This is a genomic window from Shewanella sp. GD03713 (assembly GCF_029843705.1).
In the GTDB taxonomy this organism is placed as follows: Bacteria; Pseudomonadota; Gammaproteobacteria; order Enterobacterales; family Shewanellaceae; genus Shewanella.
The window spans coordinates 4,328,421-4,350,983 of the sequence record NZ_JAOCIW010000001.1 but is presented as its reverse complement, the minus strand read 5'-3'; the positions used below and the strand labels follow the sequence as shown (position 1 = coordinate 4,350,983).

17 protein-coding genes, 1 tRNA gene and 5 rRNA genes are annotated in these 22,563 nt (G+C 48.6%); 10 read left to right on the top strand and 13 right to left on the bottom strand.

Annotation, left to right across the window (positions count from 1 at the left end; genetic code table 11):
- Positions 1-85: 85 nt before the first annotated feature.
- The 6 genes from rrf (N5E87_RS19035) to rrf (N5E87_RS19010) all read left to right on the top strand — a co-directional run bounded on the left by rrf (N5E87_RS19035) (position 86) and on the right by rrf (N5E87_RS19010) (position 6,463).
- Positions 86-201, top strand: a 5S ribosomal RNA gene (rrf, locus tag N5E87_RS19035).
- A gap of 33 nt (positions 202-234) precedes the next feature.
- A tRNA-Thr gene (locus N5E87_RS19030) sits at positions 235-310 on the top strand.
- 34 nt (positions 311-344) lie between these two features.
- Positions 345-460: ribosomal RNA gene (gene rrf / locus N5E87_RS19025) — 5S ribosomal RNA — on the top strand.
- A gap of 1,009 nt (positions 461-1,469) precedes the next feature.
- A 16S ribosomal RNA gene (locus N5E87_RS19020) occupies positions 1,470-3,012 on the top strand.
- 311 nt (positions 3,013-3,323) lie between these two features.
- A 23S ribosomal RNA gene (locus tag N5E87_RS19015) occupies positions 3,324-6,217 on the top strand.
- A 130-nt stretch (positions 6,218-6,347) separates the two neighbouring features.
- Positions 6,348-6,463, top strand: a 5S ribosomal RNA gene (gene rrf / locus N5E87_RS19010).
- Together the 16S, 23S and 5S rRNA genes with 1 tRNA gene alongside form the textbook arrangement of a ribosomal RNA operon.
- 470 nt (positions 6,464-6,933) lie before the next feature.
- Here rrf (N5E87_RS19010) and hemB read toward each other — a convergent pair.
- From hemB to rraA, 12 genes are all read right to left on the bottom strand, one after another.
- Positions 6,934-7,944: a porphobilinogen synthase gene (hemB, locus tag N5E87_RS19005; RefSeq protein ID WP_011624289.1), complete on the bottom strand. Its 1,011-nt coding sequence runs from the start codon at positions 7,942-7,944 to the stop codon at positions 6,934-6,936.
- A gap of 9 nt (positions 7,945-7,953) precedes the next feature.
- Complete coding sequence (locus N5E87_RS19000) at positions 7,954-9,831, bottom strand: diguanylate cyclase (protein WP_279775711.1); 1,878 nt, start codon at positions 9,829-9,831, stop codon at positions 7,954-7,956.
- Positions 9,824-10,627, bottom strand: a complete 804-nt coding sequence (locus N5E87_RS18995; protein WP_279775709.1) for a TatD family hydrolase — start codon at positions 10,625-10,627, stop codon at positions 9,824-9,826. Before N5E87_RS18995 ends, N5E87_RS19000 begins: the two co-directional genes overlap by 8 nt.
- Complete coding sequence (locus tag N5E87_RS18990; protein ID WP_279775708.1) at positions 10,627-11,163, bottom strand: hypothetical protein; 537 nt, start codon at positions 11,161-11,163, stop codon at positions 10,627-10,629. The genes N5E87_RS18995 and N5E87_RS18990 overlap by 1 nt, the downstream gene beginning before the upstream one ends.
- Before the next feature lie 44 nt (positions 11,164-11,207).
- Entirely contained in the window at positions 11,208-11,957 is a 750-nt protein-coding gene (tatC, locus tag N5E87_RS18985) for a twin-arginine translocase subunit TatC (RefSeq protein ID WP_011718487.1), read from the bottom strand.
- 3 nt (positions 11,958-11,960) lie between these two features.
- Positions 11,961-12,404, bottom strand: a complete 444-nt coding sequence (gene tatB, locus N5E87_RS18980) for a Sec-independent protein translocase protein TatB (protein WP_086902291.1) — start codon at positions 12,402-12,404, stop codon at positions 11,961-11,963.
- A gap of 6 nt (positions 12,405-12,410) precedes the next feature.
- The gene (tatA, locus tag N5E87_RS18975) at positions 12,411-12,668 is read right to left on the bottom strand and encodes a Sec-independent protein translocase subunit TatA (protein ID WP_011718485.1); all 258 of its coding nucleotides are present in this window, start codon (positions 12,666-12,668) and stop codon (positions 12,411-12,413) included.
- Between the two features lie 59 nt (positions 12,669-12,727).
- A complete protein-coding gene (gene ubiB / locus N5E87_RS18970; RefSeq protein ID WP_226059454.1) occupies positions 12,728-14,377 on the bottom strand; it encodes a ubiquinone biosynthesis regulatory protein kinase UbiB in 1,650 nt (549 codons plus the stop codon).
- Positions 14,374-14,994: an SCP2 sterol-binding domain-containing protein gene (locus N5E87_RS18965; protein ID WP_109287961.1), complete on the bottom strand. Its 621-nt coding sequence runs from the start codon at positions 14,992-14,994 to the stop codon at positions 14,374-14,376. The genes ubiB and N5E87_RS18965 overlap by 4 nt, the downstream gene beginning before the upstream one ends.
- Positions 14,994-15,749 carry a bifunctional demethylmenaquinone methyltransferase/2-methoxy-6-polyprenyl-1,4-benzoquinol methylase UbiE gene (gene ubiE, locus N5E87_RS18960; RefSeq protein ID WP_011624280.1) on the bottom strand — a complete coding sequence of 252 codons (756 nt, stop codon included), beginning with the start codon at positions 15,747-15,749 and terminating at the stop codon, positions 14,994-14,996. Before ubiE ends, N5E87_RS18965 begins: the two co-directional genes overlap by 1 nt.
- A gap of 241 nt (positions 15,750-15,990) precedes the next feature.
- Positions 15,991-17,043: a formimidoylglutamase gene (locus tag N5E87_RS18955; protein ID WP_279775707.1), complete on the bottom strand. Its 1,053-nt coding sequence runs from the start codon at positions 17,041-17,043 to the stop codon at positions 15,991-15,993.
- A 130-nt stretch (positions 17,044-17,173) separates the two neighbouring features.
- Positions 17,174-17,659 carry a ribonuclease E activity regulator RraA gene (gene rraA / locus N5E87_RS18950; protein ID WP_011624278.1) on the bottom strand — a complete coding sequence of 162 codons (486 nt, stop codon included), beginning with the start codon at positions 17,657-17,659 and terminating at the stop codon, positions 17,174-17,176.
- Between the two features lie 323 nt (positions 17,660-17,982).
- Here rraA and N5E87_RS18945 point away from each other — a divergent pair, with 323 nt between their 5' ends.
- The 4 genes from N5E87_RS18945 (at position 17,983) to N5E87_RS18930 (ending at position 21,890) form a co-directional block, all read left to right on the top strand.
- Positions 17,983-18,231 carry a YgjV family protein gene (locus N5E87_RS18945; RefSeq protein WP_011073879.1) on the top strand — a complete coding sequence of 83 codons (249 nt, stop codon included), beginning with the start codon at positions 17,983-17,985 and terminating at the stop codon, positions 18,229-18,231.
- 357 nt (positions 18,232-18,588) lie between these two features.
- Entirely contained in the window at positions 18,589-19,101 is a 513-nt protein-coding gene (locus N5E87_RS18940) for a phosphatase PAP2 family protein (RefSeq protein ID WP_088209987.1), read from the top strand.
- 73 nt (positions 19,102-19,174) lie between these two features.
- Positions 19,175-20,215 (top strand): MJ1255/VC2487 family glycosyltransferase, encoded by a 1,041-nt coding sequence (locus N5E87_RS18935; RefSeq protein ID WP_279775706.1) that lies wholly within the window; start codon positions 19,175-19,177, stop codon positions 20,213-20,215.
- A 139-nt stretch (positions 20,216-20,354) separates the two neighbouring features.
- Entirely contained in the window at positions 20,355-21,890 is a 1,536-nt protein-coding gene (locus tag N5E87_RS18930) for a thioesterase (protein WP_279775704.1), read from the top strand.
- Between the two features lie 15 nt (positions 21,891-21,905).
- On the opposite strand, the gene N5E87_RS18925 is transcribed toward N5E87_RS18930, so the two are convergent.
- Positions 21,906-22,517 carry a DedA family protein gene (locus tag N5E87_RS18925; protein WP_279775703.1) on the bottom strand — a complete coding sequence of 204 codons (612 nt, stop codon included), beginning with the start codon at positions 22,515-22,517 and terminating at the stop codon, positions 21,906-21,908.
- Between the last annotated feature and the right edge of the window lie 46 nt (positions 22,518-22,563).

Sequence of the window (22,563 nt, the reverse complement as noted above, 5' to 3'; positions counted from 1 at the left end):
CACTTAAGAAGTGTAACTCAAACAGCTTTCCGAATTTAATTTACTGCCTGCATCAAGATAAGACGGGTAGTGAATAACAAATTTGCTTGGTGACAATAGCATTGTGGTCCCACCTGATCCCATCCCGAACTCAGAAGTGAAACGCAATCGCGCCGATGGTAGTGTGGGGTCTCCCCATGTGAGAGTAGGTCATCGCCAAGCGCCTAATTAAATCATCATTGATGATAAAGAATTGCTGATATGGCTCAGTCGGTAGAGCGCATCCTTGGTAAGGATGAGGTCCCCAGTTCGATTCTGGGTATCAGCACCATACAATCTAGTGTGTTGTCCTAGAGCAAAATTTGTTTGGTGACAATAGCATTGTGGTCCCACCTGATCCCATCCCGAACTCAGAAGTGAAACGCAATCGCGCCGATGGTAGTGTGGGGTCTCCCCATGTGAGAGTAGGTCATCGCCAAACGCTAAATTAAGAGAGGCCACCTAATAAGGTGGCCTTTTTGTTTTCCTAGAGTTTTTTTCCATAGTTTGCTCATCTCCTCCAGCTAGATATGCCATGTAATAAGCCTTGGTTAGCTAAGCAATCAATATAGCTATATTTCTACGATTCTTTCCTATTCACTATTCCTTCCTCAGATATGAGTTATTAGCGCCTGGATGTGCATTAAGCCGCTTATCAATAATTATTGAGTGAACATCCTAATTTTGTTTTCAATTCTCCTACCCTCTCTAAGTCATTCGTTACCCTACATCTCGACTACGACAAATTAAGTGAGGGCGCTGATCTTTGTAGGTTTTGAAATTACTAATTTCTTAATGATAACTATCCACTTATTTAAATCATTGCGTCGAATAAATCTCTGATACAAGGTGCTACGACTAAAACTATTCGTAGAATACCGTAAACAACGAACTTTAACGCACTAAACAGCGGGTGATTAAAAGGGGACGATGATTAGGAAATCTGGCGCAATGTGGATAACTATGGGTATAACTCGTGGGTAGTTTGTGCCTAGGTTGGGTGTAAAAAACGATTTGAAAAATAATGCAAAAAACTTCAAAAAAGCCCTTGCACAAAAGTTTTCGGTGCCTATAATGCGCATCCACTGACACGGCAGACAGCGAAAGCAACTGCGGTTACAGTGCGAGTCGGATGCAAAATGTGCAGTTGATTCGAAAGCCTCCAGAAGTTTGCAAAAACGCCTTGACGCGACTGGGGAAATGCGTAGAATACGCACCCCTGACCCGGTGAGCGGTAACGCGAAGTAAATGGTCAAATGCTCTTTAACAATCTAAACAAGAAATCTGTGTGGGCACTCACAGGTGTTGAGTTAATCGAAATTACTCTGCCGTTTGGCGAGTAATCAAAATTTACATCAATGAATGAGTGTTCATAGCAATATGTACAACGACTTATTAAGTTAAGTCGATTCAGAATTCATTGAGCCGAACCTTCGGGTTCACAAAACTTTTAATTGAAGAGTTTGATCATGGCTCAGATTGAACGCTGGCGGCAGGCCTAACACATGCAAGTCGAGCGGCAGCACAAGTGAGTTTACTCATGAGGTGGCGAGCGGCGGACGGGTGAGTAATGCCTAGGGATCTGCCCAGTCGAGGGGGATAACAGTTGGAAACGACTGCTAATACCGCATACGCCCTACGGGGGAAAGAGGGGGACTTTCGGGCCTCTCGCGATTGGATGAACCTAGGTGGGATTAGCTAGTTGGTGAGGTAATGGCTCACCAAGGCGACGATCCCTAGCTGTTCTGAGAGGATGATCAGCCACACTGGGACTGAGACACGGCCCAGACTCCTACGGGAGGCAGCAGTGGGGAATATTGCACAATGGGGGAAACCCTGATGCAGCCATGCCGCGTGTGTGAAGAAGGCCTTCGGGTTGTAAAGCACTTTCAGTAGGGAGGAAAGGTTGTAAGTTAATACCTTGCAGCTGTGACGTTACCTACAGAAGAAGGACCGGCTAACTCCGTGCCAGCAGCCGCGGTAATACGGAGGGTCCAAGCGTTAATCGGAATTACTGGGCGTAAAGCGTGCGCAGGCGGTTTGTTAAGCGAGATGTGAAAGCCCCGGGCTCAACCTGGGAATTGCATTTCGAACTGGCAAACTAGAGTCTTGTAGAGGGGGGTAGAATTCCAGGTGTAGCGGTGAAATGCGTAGAGATCTGGAGGAATACCGGTGGCGAAGGCGGCCCCCTGGACAAAGACTGACGCTCAGGCACGAAAGCGTGGGGAGCAAACAGGATTAGATACCCTGGTAGTCCACGCCGTAAACGATGTCTACTCGGAGTTTGGTGTCTTGAACACTGGGCTCTCAAGCTAACGCATTAAGTAGACCGCCTGGGGAGTACGGCCGCAAGGTTAAAACTCAAATGAATTGACGGGGGCCCGCACAAGCGGTGGAGCATGTGGTTTAATTCGATGCAACGCGAAGAACCTTACCTACTCTTGACATCCAGAGAATTCGCTAGAGATAGCTTAGTGCCTTCGGGAACTCTGAGACAGGTGCTGCATGGCTGTCGTCAGCTCGTGTTGTGAAATGTTGGGTTAAGTCCCGCAACGAGCGCAACCCCTATCCTTATTTGCCAGCACGTAATGGTGGGAACTCTAGGGAGACTGCCGGTGATAAACCGGAGGAAGGTGGGGACGACGTCAAGTCATCATGGCCCTTACGAGTAGGGCTACACACGTGCTACAATGGCGAGTACAGAGGGTTGCAAAGCCGCGAGGTGGAGCTAATCTCACAAAGCTCGTCGTAGTCCGGATTGGAGTCTGCAACTCGACTCCATGAAGTCGGAATCGCTAGTAATCGTGGATCAGAATGCCACGGTGAATACGTTCCCGGGCCTTGTACACACCGCCCGTCACACCATGGGAGTGGGCTGCAAAAGAAGTGGGTAGCTTAACCTTCGGGAGGGCGCTCACCACTTTGTGGTTCATGACTGGGGTGAAGTCGTAACAAGGTAGCCCTAGGGGAACCTGGGCCTGGATCACCTCCTTACCTATACGACTAACTCGATGTTTGTTGAGTGTTCACACAGATGGCTTGTTGAACTTCTCGAAAGAGGAGGGAGAGCGAAATGCACCGCTTGCCGGTAAGCATTGTTCTTTAACAATTTGGAAAGCTGATAGTAATTAATGCAATGATGTCTGTCGTTGTGTTAATACGAAAAAAATTGAGTTCTTAAAACACTTTTTAAGTGTCTTGAATATTCAAGTCTAAGGCGAGTCCATTTCCTTGGTCGGAAATGAGACAAGTAAAACCAGCTGGTCGCAACGACGCAAGTGACGTGAAACTCATTTGGGTTGTATGGTTAAGCGACTAAGCGTATACGGTGGATGCCTTGGCAGTCAGAGGCGATGAAGGACGTAGTAACTTGCGAAAAGCGTTGGCGAGCTAGTAACAAGCATTTGAGCTAACGATGTCCGAATGGGGGAACCCAGCAGCATAAGCTGTTATCACTACATGAATACATAGTGTAGTGAGGCAAACGAGGGGAACTGAAACATCTAAGTACCCTTAGGAAAAGAAATCAACCGAGATTCCCCTAGTAGCGGCGAGCGAACGGGGATTAGCCCTTAAGTCAGAGGGGTGTTAGTGGAATGGTCTGGAAAGTCCAGCGGCACAGGGTGATAGCCCCGTACACGAAAACTAACCTTTGATGAAAACGAGTAAGGCGGGACACGTGATATCCTGTTTGAATATGGGGGGACCATCCTCCAAGGCTAAATACTCCTGACTGACCGATAGTGAACCAGTACCGTGAGGGAAAGGCGAAAAGAACCCCTGTGAGGGGAGTGAAATAGAACCTGAAACCGTATACGTACAAGCAGTGGGAGCGGTTCTTGAGACCGTGACTGCGTACCTTTTGTATAATGGGTCAGCGACTTACGTTTTGTAGCGAGGTTAAGCGAATAGCGGAGCCGTAGGGAAACCGAGTGTTAACTGCGCGTTTAGTTGCAAGGCGTAGACCCGAAACCCGGTGATCTAGCCATGGGCAGGTTGAAGGTTGAGTAACATCAACTGGAGGACCGAACCGACTAATGTTGAAAAATTAGCGGATGACTTGTGGCTGGGGGTGAAAGGCCAATCAAACCGGGAGATATCTGGTTCTCCTCGAAAGCTATTTAGGTAGCGCCTCGGACGAACACCTTTGGGGGTAGAGCACTGTTAAGGCTAGGGGGTCATCCCGACTTACCAACCCTTTGCAAACTCCGAATACCAAAGAGTGCTATCCGGGAGACAGACGGCGGGTGCTAACGTCCGTCGTCAAAAGGGAAACAACCCAGACCGTCAGCTAAGGTCCCAAAGTGTATGTTAAGTGGGAAACGATGTGGGAAGGCTTAGACAGCTAGGATGTTGGCTTAGAAGCAGCCATCATTTAAAGAAAGCGTAATAGCTCACTAGTCGAGTCGGCCTGCGCGGAAGATGTAACGGGGCTAAACATACCACCGAAGCTACGGGTGCAATCCATTAGGGTTGCGCGGTAGAGGAGCGTTCTGTAAGCCGTTGAAGGTGAAGGGGTAACCCACGCTGGAGGTATCAGAAGTGCGAATGCTGACATGAGTAACGATAAAGGGGGTGAAAAACCCCCTCGCCGAAAGACCAAGGGTTCCTGTCCAACGTTAATCGGGGCAGGGTGAGTCGACCCCTAAGGCGAGGCCGAAAGGCGTAGTCGATGGGAAACAGATTAATATTTCTGTACTTCCGCTAACTGCGATGGAGAGACGGAGAAGGCTAGGCTAGCGCGGCGTTGGTAGTCCGCGTTTAAGGTGGTAGGTGGAACGCTTAGGCAAATCCGGGCGTTCTTAACACTGAGAGCTGATGACGAGTCCCCAAGGGGATGAAGTAGTTGATGCCATGCTTCCAGGAAAATCTTCTAAGCTTCAGGTTAGCGGGAATCGTACCCCAAACCGACACAGGTGGTCGGGTAGAGAATACCAAGGCGCTTGAGAGAACTCGGCTGAAGGAACTAGGCAAAATGGTACCGTAACTTCGGGAGAAGGTACGCTGCTGTTGGTGATGGGACTTGCTCCCTAAGCTGACGGCAGTCGCAGATACCAGGTGGCTGCAACTGTTTATCAAAAACACAGCACTGTGCAAAATCGCAAGATGACGTATACGGTGTGACGCCTGCCCGGTGCCGGAAGGTTAATTGATTGGGTTATCGCAAGAGAAGCTCATGATCGAAGCCCCGGTAAACGGCGGCCGTAACTATAACGGTCCTAAGGTAGCGAAATTCCTTGTCGGGTAAGTTCCGACCTGCACGAATGGCGTAATGATGGCCACGCTGTCTCCAGCCGAGACTCAGTGAAGTTGAAATTGCGGTGAAGATGCCGTATACCCGCGGCTAGACGGAAAGACCCCGTGAACCTTTACTATAGCTTGGCACTGAACATTGACCCTACATGTGTAGGATAGGTGGGAGACTTTGAAGCGGGAACGCTAGTTCTCGTGGAGTCGTCCTTGAAATACCACCCTTGTAGTGTTGATGTTCTAACTTGGGCCCCTAATCGGGGTTAAGGACAGTGCCTGGTGGGTAGTTTGACTGGGGCGGTCTCCTCCCAAAGAGTAACGGAGGAGCACGAAGGTTGGCTAAGTACGGTCGGACATCGTACGGTTAGTGCAATGGCATAAGCCAGCTTAACTGCGAGACAGACACGTCGAGCAGGTACGAAAGTAGGTCATAGTGATCCGGTGGTTCTGAATGGAAGGGCCATCGCTCAACGGATAAAAGGTACTCCGGGGATAACAGGCTGATACCGCCCAAGAGTTCATATCGACGGCGGTGTTTGGCACCTCGATGTCGGCTCATCACATCCTGGGGCTGAAGTCGGTCCCAAGGGTATGGCTGTTCGCCATTTAAAGTGGTACGCGAGCTGGGTTCAGAACGTCGTGAGACAGTTCGGTCCCTATCTGCCGTGGGCGTTGGATGATTGAGGGGAGTTGCTCCTAGTACGAGAGGACCGGAGTGAACGAACCGCTGGTGTTCGGGTTGTCATGCCAATGGCATTGCCCGGTAGCTATGTTCGGAATCGATAACCGCTGAAAGCATCTAAGCGGGAAGCGAGCCCCAAGATGAGTCATCCCTTGGACTATAAGTCCACTAAAGAGCCGTTCGAGACTAGGACGTTGATAGGTCAGGTGTGTAAGCGTTGTGAGGCGTTGAGCTAACTGATACTAATGACTCGAGAGGCTTAACCATACAACCCAGATGGGTTTTGCTAAGAGTACTTAGCTTGAATACAAACACTTAAGAAGTGTAACTCAAACAGCTTTCCGAATTTAATTTACTGCCTGCATCAAGATAAGACGGGTAGTGAATAACAAATTTGCTTGGTGACAATAGCATTGTGGTCCCACCTGATCCCATCCCGAACTCAGAAGTGAAACGCAATCGCGCCGATGGTAGTGTGGGGTCTCCCCATGTGAGAGTAGGTCATCGCCAAGCGCCCAAATAAACAGAAAAGCCCTAGCCTAAACCGCTAGGGCTTTTCTGTTTATACGCTCCGCGAAAAGCTACCTCGATGTCGCCCCGCCGCTATGCGGGCTCCCCAGCTACGAAGACAAGCTTCTTCGCGTTCAATCATAGCTAAATACTGCGTATTTATAGCGCTATGATTTCACCCCCATCTGAGAATAGGTCATCGCCAAGCGCCTAATTTGATTTCACTTTTAAAAGTGAAGACAAACAGTCTCGAAAGAGAGCAGAAAGCCAGCTGAAGAAGCTGGCTTTTTTGTTTTTGCCGTTTTCAATTTCAACGTTCTATTTCTTCCTTTTATTCGCCTCTGCGATGACCATATTCATTGTCTGCTTATCGTTTTGAACGATAAAGCAGTAGTTTCAAGAGCTTTGTTCGAGCCAATAAAAAGGGCAGCGTATGGCTGCCCTTTATGCTTAGAATTGGTTTCTAAACCCGATTATTTAGCTTCTTTTAGCCACTGTGCTGCACGTTTAGCAAAGTAGGTTAGGATGCCATCGGCGCCAGCGCGTTTGAAGCATAGCAGCGATTCCATGACGATGGCCTTTTCCGCTAACCAACCATTTTGAATGGCTGCCATGTGCATGGCATATTCGCCACTCACTTGGTAAGCGAAGGTAGGCACAGCTAATTCGGTTTTTACGCGGTGAACGATATCTAGGTAAGGCATACCAGGCTTCACCATCACCATGTCTGCGCCTTCTTGGATGTCTAGCGCAACTTCATGCAGCGCTTCATCGCTGTTGGCCGGATCCATTTGATAGCTATGTTTATTGCCACCTTTTAGGTTGCCTGCTGAGCCGACGGCATCACGGAAGGGACCATAGTAGCTTGAGGAGTATTTGGCTGAATAAGCCATGATTTGGGTGTTTACATGGCCTGCGGCTTCGAGTGCTTGGCGAATCGCACCAATACGACCATCCATCATGTCCGATGGCGCAACAATGTCTGCACCCGCTTCAGCATGGGATAATGCTTGTTTCACTAAGATCTCAGTAGTGATGTCATTCAGGATGTAGCCTGTTTCATCGATAATGCCGTCTTGACCGTGGGTGGTGAAAGGATCTAAGGCCACGTCAGTCATAATACCCAGTTGTGGGAAGGCCTTTTTCAGTTCACGTACGGCCCGCTGCACTAAAGCATCGGCATTGTAGGCTTCTTCTGCCATCAGTGATTTCTTCTCTGCTGGCGTAACAGGGAACAGGGCAATTAACGGAATACCGAGTTCGACTAGCTCTTCGGCTTCTTTTAACAGTAAATCGATAGAGTAGCGCTCAACCCCTGGCATAGAGGCGACTTTTTCGCTGCGATTGGTGCCTTCAAGCACAAACATGGGGTAGATCAAGTCATTGACTGTTAGGTGATTCTCAGCCATCAGACGACGGCTAAAGTCATGTTTACGCATGCGGCGCATTCTGCGCTGAGGGAAGGCACTGGTAATGATGTTCACATTAGACTCCTAAGTAGGTTCTGTTTGTGCTGGCGCATACAATTTGACTTGGTTGCGTCCGCTATTTTTTGCCTGATAGAGCGCCTTGTCGGCTTGCTCTAATAATTCGGTACTGTGTTGGTCGTTACTGATCACGTCGGCACTGACACCGATACTCACGGTCAAGGGAATGGGCTTTCCTTCCCATGCTAGGCCGATGCTAGTCACTGCGTCTCTAATGCTTTCAGCGACTTGAATGGCGCCGTCCGCAGTCGTATTGGGGAGAATAATAGCAAACTCTTCACCACCAAAACGTGATACTAGATCGGTTGGTCGTTTTAAATGTTGCTGTAAGGTTGTCGCAATCACTTTTAAGGCTTGATCCCCTGCTAGGTGGCCGAATTGATCGTTAATCGATTTAAAGCGGTCGATATCCAGCATCAATAGGGCGATAGGGGTCTCTTGGCGACGGCTGATCCGGCTCTCGGCGAGTAGTCGTTTATCGAAGGCGCTGCGGTTTTTCACACCGGTTAAGCTATCGATAGTGCTCTGCTCGGTAAGCTTTTGGTTAACTTCATGCAATTCGCGCAGGGTGATTTCAAGCTCTAGGGTACGCTCCTGCACCATCTGTTCGAGTCTTTCATTGGTTTCAGCTTCCACTTTTAAGGCTTCCTCGCGCGCACTACGGATCTTTTGCGCTTGCTTGAGGGCCTCCTGTTGAATGCGGAGCTTAGATTTGCGCTCATCGTTATAGCGGATAGCGAGTACCAGCGACATAAAGATGATTTCGAAGGTGAGCCCAAGCATCACCGGCGTTTGCGGCTTGATATTAAACTCGATAACACTCAAATAGAGTAGGCTGCTGATGCAGGCGCCGGTAAGCATACTCACCCAGCCGATGGTATAGAGCTTTGCCAGCTTTTGACCATTAATGGCTTGTATTATGGCAAGTATCATCATGATGATGCTGAGTATCGCTACCGAGATTATCTCGATATACAGCACTGTTCCATAGCGCAAAAAGGGGACTAAAAGACCAACAAGAATAATGTAGACCGCGCTGTAGCGGCACATTAATAACATCCGGCGGTTATAGTATTTCAGTTGCAGGATTTTCTCGGTGAACATTAAGGCAAAGGCCATCACCAGAGGTAACAGCACGGGAACCATCAGTTGCTGTAACGCAGGCCAATTGGGCCAGAGAAAACGGAATGCATAACCATTGATCGTGGCCACTAATAGCGTCATGCACAGGACATAACCTGAGTAATAACTATAGCTGAATGAACCAGAGGCCAAGGCGATAAACAGACTGAAAATCCCTATCGCGGCGAGCACGCCGAGCTGAAAGCCATGCTCAACGGCTGTCGATTCGGCAATTTGAGCTAAATCATTGGCTGACCAAAGGCTGAGAGGTACTGCCGCACTGCCTTCGGTAACGATATGCAGATAGAAGGTGTGTTGCTCATTGCTGCTTAGTTTAAAAGGATACAGAAAGATATTGCTCGGCAGTGGGCGGTTTTTATAGAGCAGTGTATCCCCCATCTCTGTGGTGTTGATGAGTTGGTTATTCACCAAATGGAAGACGGTCACTCTATCCAATAGCGGATTATCGAGGGCGAGAATGCGTGCAAGACTCTCATCACCACTGGTAATGTTTACTCTCAGCCAAAAATCATGTTGGCTAAGGCGTTGAATATCATCACTGGTAAACTTGTGCCATTGCGACTTGGGTAAAGCCTGAATATCGCCTAGCTGAGGGTTAGCATTGGAGTGCGTCACCATCAACCACGGGGTTAGGTTTAGTGGTGTAGTCGTCTGCTCATCTATGCTCATCGTATTGGCAAAGCCGCCAAATGATATGAGCATACCGAGTAACAAAACCAATAAGCTGCCGAACTTAGCCATTCGCTTGACTCAAATTAAAAAAGGCTAGGCTATTTTGATAGCACTGTTTGGCAAATTCAGCCGCATTTTCACCCCGCAGATTGGCAATATATTGCGCAATATAGGGCAAGTACTCGGGTTTATTTTTACTGGACTTAGGTTTGGGCCGCATACTGCGTGGTAGCAGGTAAGGGCTGTCCGTTTCAATCAATAAACGCTCTTTCGGAATAAACGGGACGAGCTCGGCAAGTTCCTGGCCGCGCCTCTCATCACATACCCATCCAGTAATGCCTAGATGTAGATCGAGCTCAATATAGGCTTCCATTTGAGCCTGGGTGCCAGTAAAGCAGTGCAGTAATGCGCCGCTGAGATGGGGGCGGTATTCTTTAACAATACTCAAAAAATCAGCGTGGGCATCTCGTTCATGCATGAGTACCGGCTTTTTGAGTTCAACCGCGAGTTCGAGCTGGTCGATAAACGCTTGGCGCTGGGCCGGGCGAGGGGAGAAGTCCCGGTTGTAGTCTAGTCCGCATTCGCCGACGGCAACGACTTGTGGCGCTTGGCAGAGTGTGGTTTGTAACTGTTTGGAGTCTGCTTGCCATTCGCTAGCATGGTGGGGATGTACGCCTGCGGTGCAGTAAAGCTGTTTGGGATACTGTTGGCATAATTGAATGGCGGCGGCGCTTTCAGTTAAATCGCTGCCAATAACAATTAACGGCGAAACCCCTTGGTCCGCCGCTGCTTGTACGATTTGCGCTATGTCTGGTTCGAGTGCGCTGCCAAGCAAGTTGACAGCGATATCTATATAAGATGACATTATTTTAGGCGCTTTACCCTCACCTTAGCATTACGACTTTCAGTGCCCATTAAGAAAGAGCCAAGCGCGGCTTTTTCGATAAATACCTTTTCACCGACTTTTAAGTTGAATTTACGGTTTTCGGTTTGTTTCCAAATTTGGCCATTGGTAAAGGTAATCTTTAACGCGCCGTAGGCATCTTCTGCTATTGACTCCACATCGAGATAAATTTTGTCGGTCGTATTTTCTTGGACGCGTTTAACTTCCATACCGAAATTATCTTCGGCATTGGTCGCGGCAGCTGCAGCTGCAACAGGAGCAGCACTCGCCACAACTGCAGGGGCAGCAGCGGGTGTGACAACAGGGGCGACAGCTATCGGTGCCGTGGTGTTATTGGTCACTGTGGTGACTTGAATTGTTGCCGCGAGGTTGTCATAACATACCAAGCGCTCGAGCTTGTCCGTTATCCCTGCACATTGAGTTAATTGCTGCTCAATCGCGGCATTAGCCTGTGAAGATACCAGTAACACTGCACCAGTCAGTAAAGTAAAACGCATCCCAGTTTCCTTATTATTATTTTCCTCTAATGCCGATTAAGGCATTAGTCGTTCGTTGATTCTTCTTCGTCGGACTCGTCATCAGCTTTACTGTAAAAACGAGCCGCAAATAATCCGCCTTCGAACAATAACAGCATTGGTACGGCAAGCATAGTCTGGGAGATAACATCCGGTGGCGTTAACAGCATGCCCACCACGAATGCGCCGACAATGATATAAGGGCGTTTTTGTTTGAGATCTTCAGGCGTGGTGACACCCGCCCAGCAAAGCAGGACTACGGCAACCGGGATTTCAAAGGATAGGCCAAAGGCAAAAAACAATTTCAGCACAAAGTCGAGATAGCTGCTGATGTCGGTTGCCACTTGCACACCCTCGGGGGCCGTGTTGGCGAAGAAGCCAAATACCACGGGGAATACAACGAAATACGCAAAGGCGATCCCTAAGTAAAACAGCACTGTGCTACTGAAGAGTAGCGGCATGACTAAGCGTTTTTCATGCTTATATAAACCTGGCGCCACGAAGGACCAAATTTGATAGAGCACGTAGGGAACAGCCACAAAAAATGACAGGACTAACGTCAGTTTGAAAGGGGCGAAGAAAGGCGCGGCGACATCGGTCGCAATCATGCTGCCACCTAAGGGCAAAGACTGCATTAAAGGGATTGCCATGTAGTGGTAAATATCATTTGCCCAATACACGCTACAAATGAACACGATTAACACACTGGCAATGGATTTAAGCAGCTTGGACCTGAGTTCAAGCAAATGGCTGATAAGTGGCTGCTGTTGCGACATGAATTATCCGTTAGCTTTCGGGTTGGAACGGGTATCCTCGCCCTGATTGGACTCGCTAGTGGGGGCGGAGGAAGCCGAAGGACTCGCCTCTGTAGAAACACTCTGGCTCGCAGGGTTGTGGATCTGGTTTTCCGGTGCGGGAACATCTTGCACTTGGTAAGGACGATTCACAGACTGTGCTGCTTGCTTTAACTGGTCGATCGATTCTTGCAGTTCGGGTGAGAGGTTAGATAGACCTTTACTCTCTGCTTTTTTGAGGTCGGCGTGCAACTGCTCGATCTTTAGCTCTTGCTCAAGTTCTTCTTTGACTGAGTTGGCCATGCGTTTCATCGCGCGGATCCAACCTGTTACTGAACGTACTGCAACCGGTAGACGTTCGGGGCCAAGTACCACAAGCCCCAGAACACCGATCAGCAGCAGCTCCATAAAGCCGATACCGTCAAACATAAAGAGTTACGCCTGTTCTTTGTTAGACTCAGGTTTCTTTTCAGTCGCCTGTTGGGTTGGTTGTGCAGTTTGTGCTGTTTGCACGGATTTTGCTGCTTCAGCATCTTCTAACGCTTTTTTATCTTCGTCTGAAGACATAGCGTTTTTAAAGCCCTTAACAGCACCACCTAAATCACCACCCAAAGAGCGTAATTTCTTTGTTCCAAACAATAAGACAACGATTAACGCGATGATAAGAAGTTGCCAAATACTAATGCCACCCATGAAGGTATCCTCTTAATTGATATCGGTTCTATTATGAACCTCTGATTAATTAGTGCTAGCTAAAATTTACGATTCTTTGGCCTAGATCGCCATCCGATAATCCACAACACCGCGCCTGAAATCAGACACACGTAAGGGCTCCACAGTGTAGCGTCTTGGTTGAACAATAACGTGCCGCAGATCAATAAAATTGCAGAAGTGATGAGCAAGTAATTACTCTTGTGTGCTTGCTGCTGATATTTCAGATACTTATCTAGCATTTGTTGCTGAGAACTCAGCAATTTCCTGCCTAATTTAAGGTTATCGTAAATTAGCTCAGGGAATTCCGGAAGCTTATCAGACCAATATGGCAGTTTTGTGGATACCTTTTTAAACATTGCCTTAGGGCCCACTTGCTCGGCCATCCACTGTTCTAAAAAGGGCTTCGCCGTTTGCCAGAGATCCAGCTGCGGATAGAGCTGACGTCCTAAGCCTTCGATATAGAGTAATGTCTTCTCAAGCAGCACGAGCTGAGGCTGCACGACGATATCGAAGTGGCGTGCGGTGCGGAACAGTTCTAATAACACATGACCGAAGGAGATTTCATCTAAGGGCTTGTTAAACATGGGTTCACAAACCACCTTGATGGCTTGTTCGAAGGCTTGTAGATCGGTTTTTTCCGATACCCAACCCGATTCGATATACAGCTGCGCGATACGGTGGTAATCACGATTGAAAAACGCGAGGAAATTTTCCGCTAAATAGCGCTTATCGACTTCGCTGAGAGTGCCCATAATGCCGCAATCTAGGCCGATATAATAAGGATTTTCGGGATGATCGCGGGAGATAAAAATATTCCCAGGATGCATATCGGCATGGAAAAAGTTATCGCGGAACACTTGGGTGAAAAACAACTCTACGCCACGCTCGGCCAAGAGTTTAAAGTTAGTGCCCTGTGCCTTCAGCGCGGCGATATCCGACACCGGAATACCGTAAATGCGCTCCATCACCATTAAACGTGGATAGCAAAACTCTTCGTAGACATACGGAATATAGAGCGCGTCTGAGTCGAGGAAGTTATTGCGCAGCTTAATGGCATTGAGTGCCTCAAGCTTAAGATTGAGCTCACCTAAAATAGTCACGCGGTAATCTTCAATCACCTCAGAGGGGCGCAGGCGATTCCCTTCACCGAGGAGATAATCGATGACCTTAGCCGTTTGCGACATCAACAGCAGATCGGCTTGGATTTTAGTTTCCACATTCGGGCGCAGCACTTTTAAGACCACGGCCTTGCCGTTGGATTTGAGCGTGGCGGTATGCACTTGGGAAATCGAGGCTGAGGCTAAGGGTGTTTCGTCAAAGTCGTCGAAGTAGCTCTCGATGGGGGCTTTAAGTTCGGCTTCAATCGCTTGACGCGCCAAGGCGCCATCGAAGGGCGGAACTTTATCCTGCAACATGGCAAGTTCATTGGCCCACTCATCGCTGAGTAAGTCACGGCGAGTTGACAGCATTTGCCCGAGCTTAATATACACAGGGCCAAGCTCTTGCATCGCCAGCTTTAAACGCTCGCCGCCAGATTTGCCTTTGTGCTTATTGCGGATCCAAAACAGGCTGTTGCGGGCGAGTTTAAAGTACCAAGGGGTCATCTTTGGCGGTAATACGTCATCTAACCCATATTGCAGTAGAGTTTTAATGACATGATAACCGCGGCGGATACTGGCAAGGGTCATGGCTTAATTTGGTCTCTTAATTTGGCAATCCGTTGTTCGAGCGCACGAGTATCGTCAACTAAGTCATCCATTTGATCGCGAAAATGAATGAGTTCAATCCGGTGTGGCGCAAGGCGATATTCTTCGATAGCGAGTTGCCCCAAATGCGAGCGGGTTTTACGCAGTACTTCAAGTGCTAAGGTTTTAGCCTGCAGTCCCGTGCTCAGTAGTTTATGGGTCGGCCCATCGCCTAAATAGCGCGACAGTGGCTCGGCAAAATCAAACTCTATGCTACGCAGATAATGGCTGAAGCTTTGTAACAGATTGAGGTCACCTTCGAGGCTGAGCTTATCCTGTTTGATGAGTTCGGTGAGGTTAGCACCTTCTGTTACGCGATAGAGCGTCGTGGCATCGGCATGCAGACTGACATCCACATCGCCTTCATAGCGACTCAGCACTTGGATTTCTTTAGCGAAGACTAAGTAAATTGGCCAACTGAGTTGTGATAATTGAATGCGAAAGACTTTGCCATGTAACTGACGCTGGCGAGCATAGGCGTCGCCAGCTTGGGTCTGAAGTTGCTTCAGACCCGTCTCAATGGCGGCGCAGGCAAGTAACACCACTTCTTGCGGCATCATTAGAATTTATAACCGCGGTGCAGGGCAACAATGCCGTCGGTCATGTTGGTGTAATCGACCTGTTCAAAGCCCGCATCGACCATCATTTGCTTGAGGGTCTCTTGGTCTGGGTGCATACGAATCGACTCGGCTAAATACTCATAGCTGTCCGCGTCTTTAGTAATGATTTCACCCATTTTCGGCAGCACTTTAAAGCTGTATAAGTCATAGACTTTGCGCATCAGCTCGTGCTGTGGCTTAGAAAACTCTAACACTAACAACTTACCGCCTGGCTTAAGCACACGGTTCATTGAACGCAGCGCCGCGTCTTTATCGGTCACGTTACGCAGACCAAAGGCGATAGTGATGATATCGAAGTGATTATCGGGGAAAGGCAGCGCTTCGGCATTGGCTTGTACATAGCTCACATTGCCAACGATGCCTCGGTCACGCAGTTTAGTGCGGCCCACTTTCAGCATAGAATCGTTGATATCCGCTAATACTACTTCGCCTTTTTCGCCCACCAAATGGGAGAACTTAGCGGTTAAATCGCCAGTGCCACCCGCAAGGTCGAGTACTTTCATGCCGGGGCGCGCGCCAGAAACTTCAATGGTGTAACGCTTCCAAAAACGGTGAATACCGAAGGACATAACGTCATTCATGATATCGTACTTGGCGGCAACCGAATGAAACACGCCGGCAACGAGATCGGCCTTTTTGTCCGCCTCTACGGTTTTATAACCAAAGTGGGTATTTTTAGATTCGCCCTCAGACATCAATGTATTCCTATTGTTTTGCAAAGTATTAGTGGCGAGTGTAAGCCATCGCCTGCATTTGCTGAATCTTTGATCTATCACTCTGTGATCGAGTTAGTAAACTCTCCTCAAGGCGTTGGCTTGAGGCGTTTGGCATTGGCCAATGTTGAGTGCGCCGACCCGATAAAATGGATTGGCATTAGACCACAATATCAGGATTTGGTGAATAGCTTAGCGCCCACAAGGGCGCAAGCTTAACATGCTATTGGGCTAAAAAATGACGCCTTGCCTGCACATAGGCATAGATTAACTCGCTGATACTCTGGCCGACATCCCTAAATCCGGCTTCAATTCCCGCCTCATGGCAGCTCGGCGCGGCTTCGGCTAAGTGCAAATAAGCACAGGGACAATGGCTGGCGATGTAACTGATATAGTGCGCGGCATCGAGCAGCGGAATGCCCGCCGCCGTTGAGGCGCTGCTGGGCATTTTTGCTATGGCATCGACATCGAGCTCTAATCCAACGGGCAGGGCGGTGTGATTGAGTTTGCTGGCTATCTCCTGTAGCGCCTCAGCGAGGCTCACTTCGCGACGAATCCAAATCTGTTGCAGGCTATGCCAAGTGCCACCAAAGTCAGACAGTTGCTGTAAATTTGCCTCGCTGTTTTTGAGCTCGTGTAAACCGAGCACATGGTAATAACCCAGCGCGCCGCGATCGGCGGCATAACTAAAGCCATTACCGCTGTGGCGCCCTTCGAGTAGACGGAAATCACTGTGCGGATCTAAATTCACCGCGGCAACTTGGCGTTGATAATGGGCCGAAGTCGCCATTAACAGACCGTAGGCATTGTTGTGACCGCCGCCAATCAGTATGGGTTCAAGTCCAGCCGCTTGTATGGCGCTAACGATGCTAATCACCCGTTCATCGAGTTGCTCAACCGCCTGGCGTAGATGGGGTAGGCTTGCGCCTTCGCCATCCTGCGCCTGTAATTGCAGATCCGCCGTATGAACTTGCCCTAAAATCAGGCATTCGGCGCCCGAAAGAAAACGATTGGACTGTAAATTCAACCATTGGCGCATGCTGGTGGTAAAGGCATCGGTGGCGCCACCTCTGCCTAAGTTTGCTCTAGGCCCGATATCTTCCCCGACACCCAGAATGGCAAATTGAGCCCCGTGGGCTTTGGCGGTGGCGAGTATCGCCTCGAGCGGATGTTCGTGATTGGCCAAATGTACACATTGACCAATTTTGGTTTCACCCGCTCTTGGGCTCACTAAGCTGGCGACATCGGCTTGAGTAAATGGAATAAATTCAGACATGGATTCGTATTCTTATCGGTAGGGACTGAGATATTGTGGCGTACCCAAGGACGAATATTCAATGGGACTTAGCGAAAAACAGCCAATAAAAAAGCCAGCTTAGCTGGCTTTCTTGATAGGTAATTTGTCATTACTCAATGTCGAGTGGTTCTGGCGACAGGATAATGCCAGTGTTGTCGGCATAGATATGATCGCCTGGGAGGAAGGTTACGCCGCCAAAGTTGACCGGAATTTCCACTTCGCCCACTGAATTGCCATCGGCACCCACTGGAATTGAGGCAAGGGCTTGAATGCCGATGTCTAACTCTTCCAGTGCATCCACATCGCGTACTGAACCGTAAACGATAATGCCTTCCCAGTTGTTGTTGACTGCGATTTCAGCGATAGAAGCATCGATCAGGGCGCGGCGTAATGAGCCACCACCGTCAACCAGTAAGACTTTACCTTGGCCATCTTCTTGTAAGACCTCGGTGATTAGGCCGTTGTCTTCAAAGCACTTAATTGTGCTGATAGAACCGCCAAAAGAGCTACAACCACCGTAGTTACTGAACATGGGCTCGACTACATCTACGACATCTAAGTACATGTCACATAGTTCTGAGGTGTTGTATTCCATATTTACACTCCTATTGATCCGCGTTGCGTACAGTTTAGCGAGTTTACGCCAGTATAAAAGGGATTACTGAAAAGAAAAGTGTTATCAATCACGGTATTGTTGCACTTGGGGGTTAACACTTCTGTTGTAAACTTTCGTCACTTAACAGGGGTTTGTCCTCAAAACTTGATATCAGTCATTAAATAACGGTTTTTTATTACAACTCTGTTGCGTGTTTTGGTATTATATCCCAAGTTTAAATTAACTTACTTAACTTAATTTGCTTTAGGGGCAAGGACCCCCCGTTACGCTTATGGACGGTAGAGGGCCTTCGAGAGGTGCCTATGGAAGCTGTAAACACAATTGAAATTATTGGTTATTTTGCCTCAGTGATGGTGGCAATTTCACTTATGATGAAGAACATCATCTGGTTAAGATGGTTAAACTTTGTCGGCTGTACCCTGTTTGTAATCTACGGCGTATTTATTTCAGCCTGGCCAGTTGCAGGTATGAACGCTTTCGTAGCCTGTATTAATATCTATCATCTGACGAAAATTTACCGCGCCAAAGCGTTGGAACAAGCCGTCGCTTGAAGGTTTTCTGACAGTGTTGCCCAAGCTTAGCATCAGGGCAGCACTGTATCTCCCGGCACGTTTTCCTTAATCTTTGCAGTCATTACTTCATCCCTCGCGATTCATTCCCTCTGCGCTAGTGTCATAAAACTTTAGGCCTGATGTCACTTTGCCGTCATCGGGAGTTCTTAGTCTCACCTTAACACTGAGTACTTAAGCAATATCTGTTTAAGTCGCCATAGGGTTTAGCGTGGGGTTCTATCGTGAAATAGTCGTCTGACAGGGCGTTAAAATATGCAGACGCTAACGGTTGTCGAGAGAATGCACTCATTAACATCGCCATGATACTCGCTGGCATGCCAGCAAGGAGCCTGTTTTATGTTGAGTTACATTACAGACTTAGATAAGCGCATGTTTTATCGCATTGTAGGTTTGAGCCAACGTCACGGTGTTTATGATTGGGCGAAGCGGATATCGGCAACTGGAGATGGGCATGTGTATTTGTATCTTGCTGTCGGGTTGATGCTGACACACTCCCAAGGACAGAGCCTGTTCAATCTGCTGTTGGCGAGTTTTTTGGTTGAATTGCCGCTGTACTTATTACTCAAAAATAGCATTCGCCGCACTCGGCCCTGTCACGCATTGGTTGGGTTTGAGAAGGGATTCGAACCTTCAGACAGATTCAGCCTACCTTCGGGGCACACGGCGGCCGCCTTTGTGATGGCCACGAGTGTGGCGCAGGTGTATCCCGTGGCTGCGCCTCTTGCTTACCTGTGGGCACTCAGTATTGGTGCTTCACGCATCGCACTTGGGGTGCATTACCCTTCTGATATTGCTGCAGGCGCCGTGTTAGGTACGGGTGCTGTGCTGCTCGTGCATCCTGTGATTTAACCCAAATCAGGCGCTTATTCGTTGGATATCTCCTTGATTCACCACTCTTTCATTCACAATTAAAGGATAAGCAATGCGAATACTCTACGGAGTTCAAGGCACAGGGAATGGCCACCTAAGTCGTGCTCGAGTGATGGCAAAAGCCTTAATTGAGCACAATATTCAAGTCGACTTTTTGTTTTCGGGGCGTAAGCCTGAGCATTTTTTCGATATGGAGTGTTTTGGGGAGTATCGCGTACAGGCGGGAATGACCTTTGCAACCCACTCTGGGCGGGTGAATGTGCCACAAACGGTAAGACAAAATTGCTCCTTGTCATTGCTTAAGGATATCCAAGCATTGGATTTGAGTTGCTACGACCTAGTGCTGAATGATTTTGAACCCGTATCCGCATGGGCGGCGAGGCGTCAAGGAGTCCCTTCTATTGGGATAAGTCATCAAGCGGCCTTGACGCATCCTGTACCTAAGTTGGGAAGCACTTGGTTTAATGAGTTACTACTCAACTATTTTGCGCCAGTAGATGTGGCACTGGGGTGTCATTGGCATCATTTTGGTTTTCCGATCCTACCTCCCTTTGTTGAAGTCGATGCCAGTCCGATTGAACATACCCATCAAATCTTGGTGTATTTACCCTTCGAAGAGGCGGATGCGATCGCCGCATTTTTTAAGCCATTTACGGATTATCAGTTCTTGGTGTATCACGCTAAGCAGCCGACTGCACCGCTCGCCGACCATATTCAATGGCATGGTTTTAACCGTGACGGATTTAAACAGCACTTAGCGAGCTGCGGTGGGGTGATTGGTAATGCCGGATTTGAGTTGGCGAGCGAGGCGCTGACCTTAGGTAAGAAGTTGTTGGTCAAGCCGCTGATTGGGCAATTTGAACAGTTGTCGAATGTTGCAGCGCTCCAATTATTGGGCGCAGGTGACAGTATGATGAGTCTGGATACGGGCGTGGTCAAACGTTGGCTCAAGGCGGCATCGCCAAATCCAATCGACTATCCACAGGTGGGCGATGCTTTAGTGAAATGGATTTGTAGCGGTCAGTGGCAACATACCGCGCCATTGTGCGATGACCTTTGGAGTCAAGTGAAGCTGCCCGACACTTGGCGCTAACTCGAGTAAGCATGATGATAAAAGGCGTAGTCGGCTCTAGCTGGAAATTTGGGGTTAGCGTATAATTTGGCCAATTTTGCTGTTAGCCCCAGCAGCGTGTCTATATTGGCCTAGTCTGGCCACAATTTAGTTGTCATAAATGAGCCTTAAGAAGTTTACGCAGTACAAGCTACTGTTTTTAATGTTGTTGTCCCTCGGTATTTTACTTCCTTTTATTCCTGACCAAGCCTATCACATCCCCGGCCCTGATATTGCTACGCAAAATCTGCATGTGATTGAATTTAACGATCAAGGTCAGCCACACAACGATGGACAATGGCAAGGGCTCAAGGCGCGGATTTTACAACCCAATAATGGCACGGCTCCCGAACTGCTGATTTTTGTCCACGGCTGGCACCACAGTGCAAATCCGACGGACGAAAACTTTGTCGCGTTCGAGCAGTTTTATCAGCAGATGGCGGCATCCGACTCCCAGCGTAACCTATTGGGTTTATACATAGGCTGGCGAGGCGACAAGCTGGATCCCTTCTGGCTCGATGGCTCAGAAGATGCTACCAGTTGGATTGAACCGCTGGATTTCCCGACCATTTTACAGCGTAAAGCCGTGGCCAAGCGCATAGGGCAAACCGGGCTATCGCAGTTGCTGGATAAGCTGGATGTGTTAGTGGCTGAACATCAATTAATGCGTTATACCGTGATTGGTCACAGCCTTGGCGGCTTAGTGGTGCTGCATGCCAGTAAAGACAGAATTAAGGCGGCTATCGATAATGAGCAGGATAATCCGAATCTTTTCTTACTGTTAAATCCTGCCGCGCCGGCGCAGGATTTTAAGCCACTCGATACTCTGATGAGCCTAGATAGGCAAAAACCGAGTATGGTGGTGCTGCAATCTAAGGGCGATTTTGCGGTAAAAGAGGCCTTTAATTACATCAAGGACGGCGAGCGGGCGCTGGGTAACTCTTGGGCTATTACCCACGATATCGATAAATGCTCTGGCGGTAATTGTTCGACCCCGATGAAGATGCCCTCTGCATTAATGGCTCACGATCAAATTCCAGGTTGTATGATGACCTTGCCGCATTCGGGCTGGAAAATTCGTGCTCGCCTGCAGGCGCGGCGCAGCGTGCAAACCTGTCCTGACGCCAATATGCAGGCAGTATGGGTGCTGGCCGTGTCCGATGAGATTGTCTCTGGGCATAATGGTATTTTAACGCCTGACCACGCCAAGGCGCTGTCCGAGGTGATGGGCATGATTGATTTATATCGAAATCAATTGCCTAAACATGCGGTTGAAAGCCCTGCGAATGAAGATTTAGCGACGTTGGCGCCAGACTCTGAGACAACAAATACCAGCGATACACAAACCAGTCCCCCCGCAGAACCCGTGGTGCTAGTCGAGCCGTTACCTGAAGGTGAGCAACCTAAGCCACAAGAGACTCAAGCGCCGAGTGAGGTGAGTCCCCCTGTTGCGCCGTCACAAGCTGATGAACAAATACAGCCGCAAGCTATGGATGCTAAACCGAGTGAAGTTGATGATAAGACAAAACAAGAGGTAACTGAGTCCACGGACAAGCAATCAATAATCAATGCCGAACCTCAACGTCAGAAAAATACTTCTAACGAGATTCCGTCGAATGAACCAACTCAGCCTCAATCTAAGGTAGAGACTGAGTAAAGGATCGTATTCGCCTTACTGATTTTTAATCTGCCATTTACGCCAACTAAAATGAAGTAAAAGGACTAAAAGCAGGCTAACGATCGCCCATGTAGGGTATTTATGTTGATGATAAAACGCGAGTATTGGGGCGATTTCATCGCGGATGAATACTGGACCTAAGCCAAAAAGCGTTACCCAAATGCTGGTGGCGAGTAGGTTTCCCATCACGAATTGCTTAAAGGGCATTTTGGCTAGCCCACAGCCAATAAACATAAACTGCTTAAGCCCTTCGACAAAGCGGCTGAGCACTAAGGCTGCAATGCCATACTGGCCAATCACACTGTGGATCTTGTCCTCAAGCTGCGGCTTTATCCAACCTTTTTGCAGCAATACCTCGCCGAAGCGGCGACCGATAAAGTAGCCTAAACTGTTGCCACTCAGGGCAGCTGCGCAGGCAACGATGAGGACTAATGGCAGCGACATTTGCCCCGTGGCAGCCAATAAACTGGCAACAATCAGTAAGGATTGTCCCGGTGCAGGAATCCCAAATCCCTCGACGGCAATGGCCACGAATAGCAGCAGATAACCGTATTGCTGCAACCAAGGTGTCATTTCGGTGATTAGGTGTTGTAAGGCTTCTGGCATGATGAAAACAGAGTGCGAGAATGAATCATCCCATCTTACTCGGCGT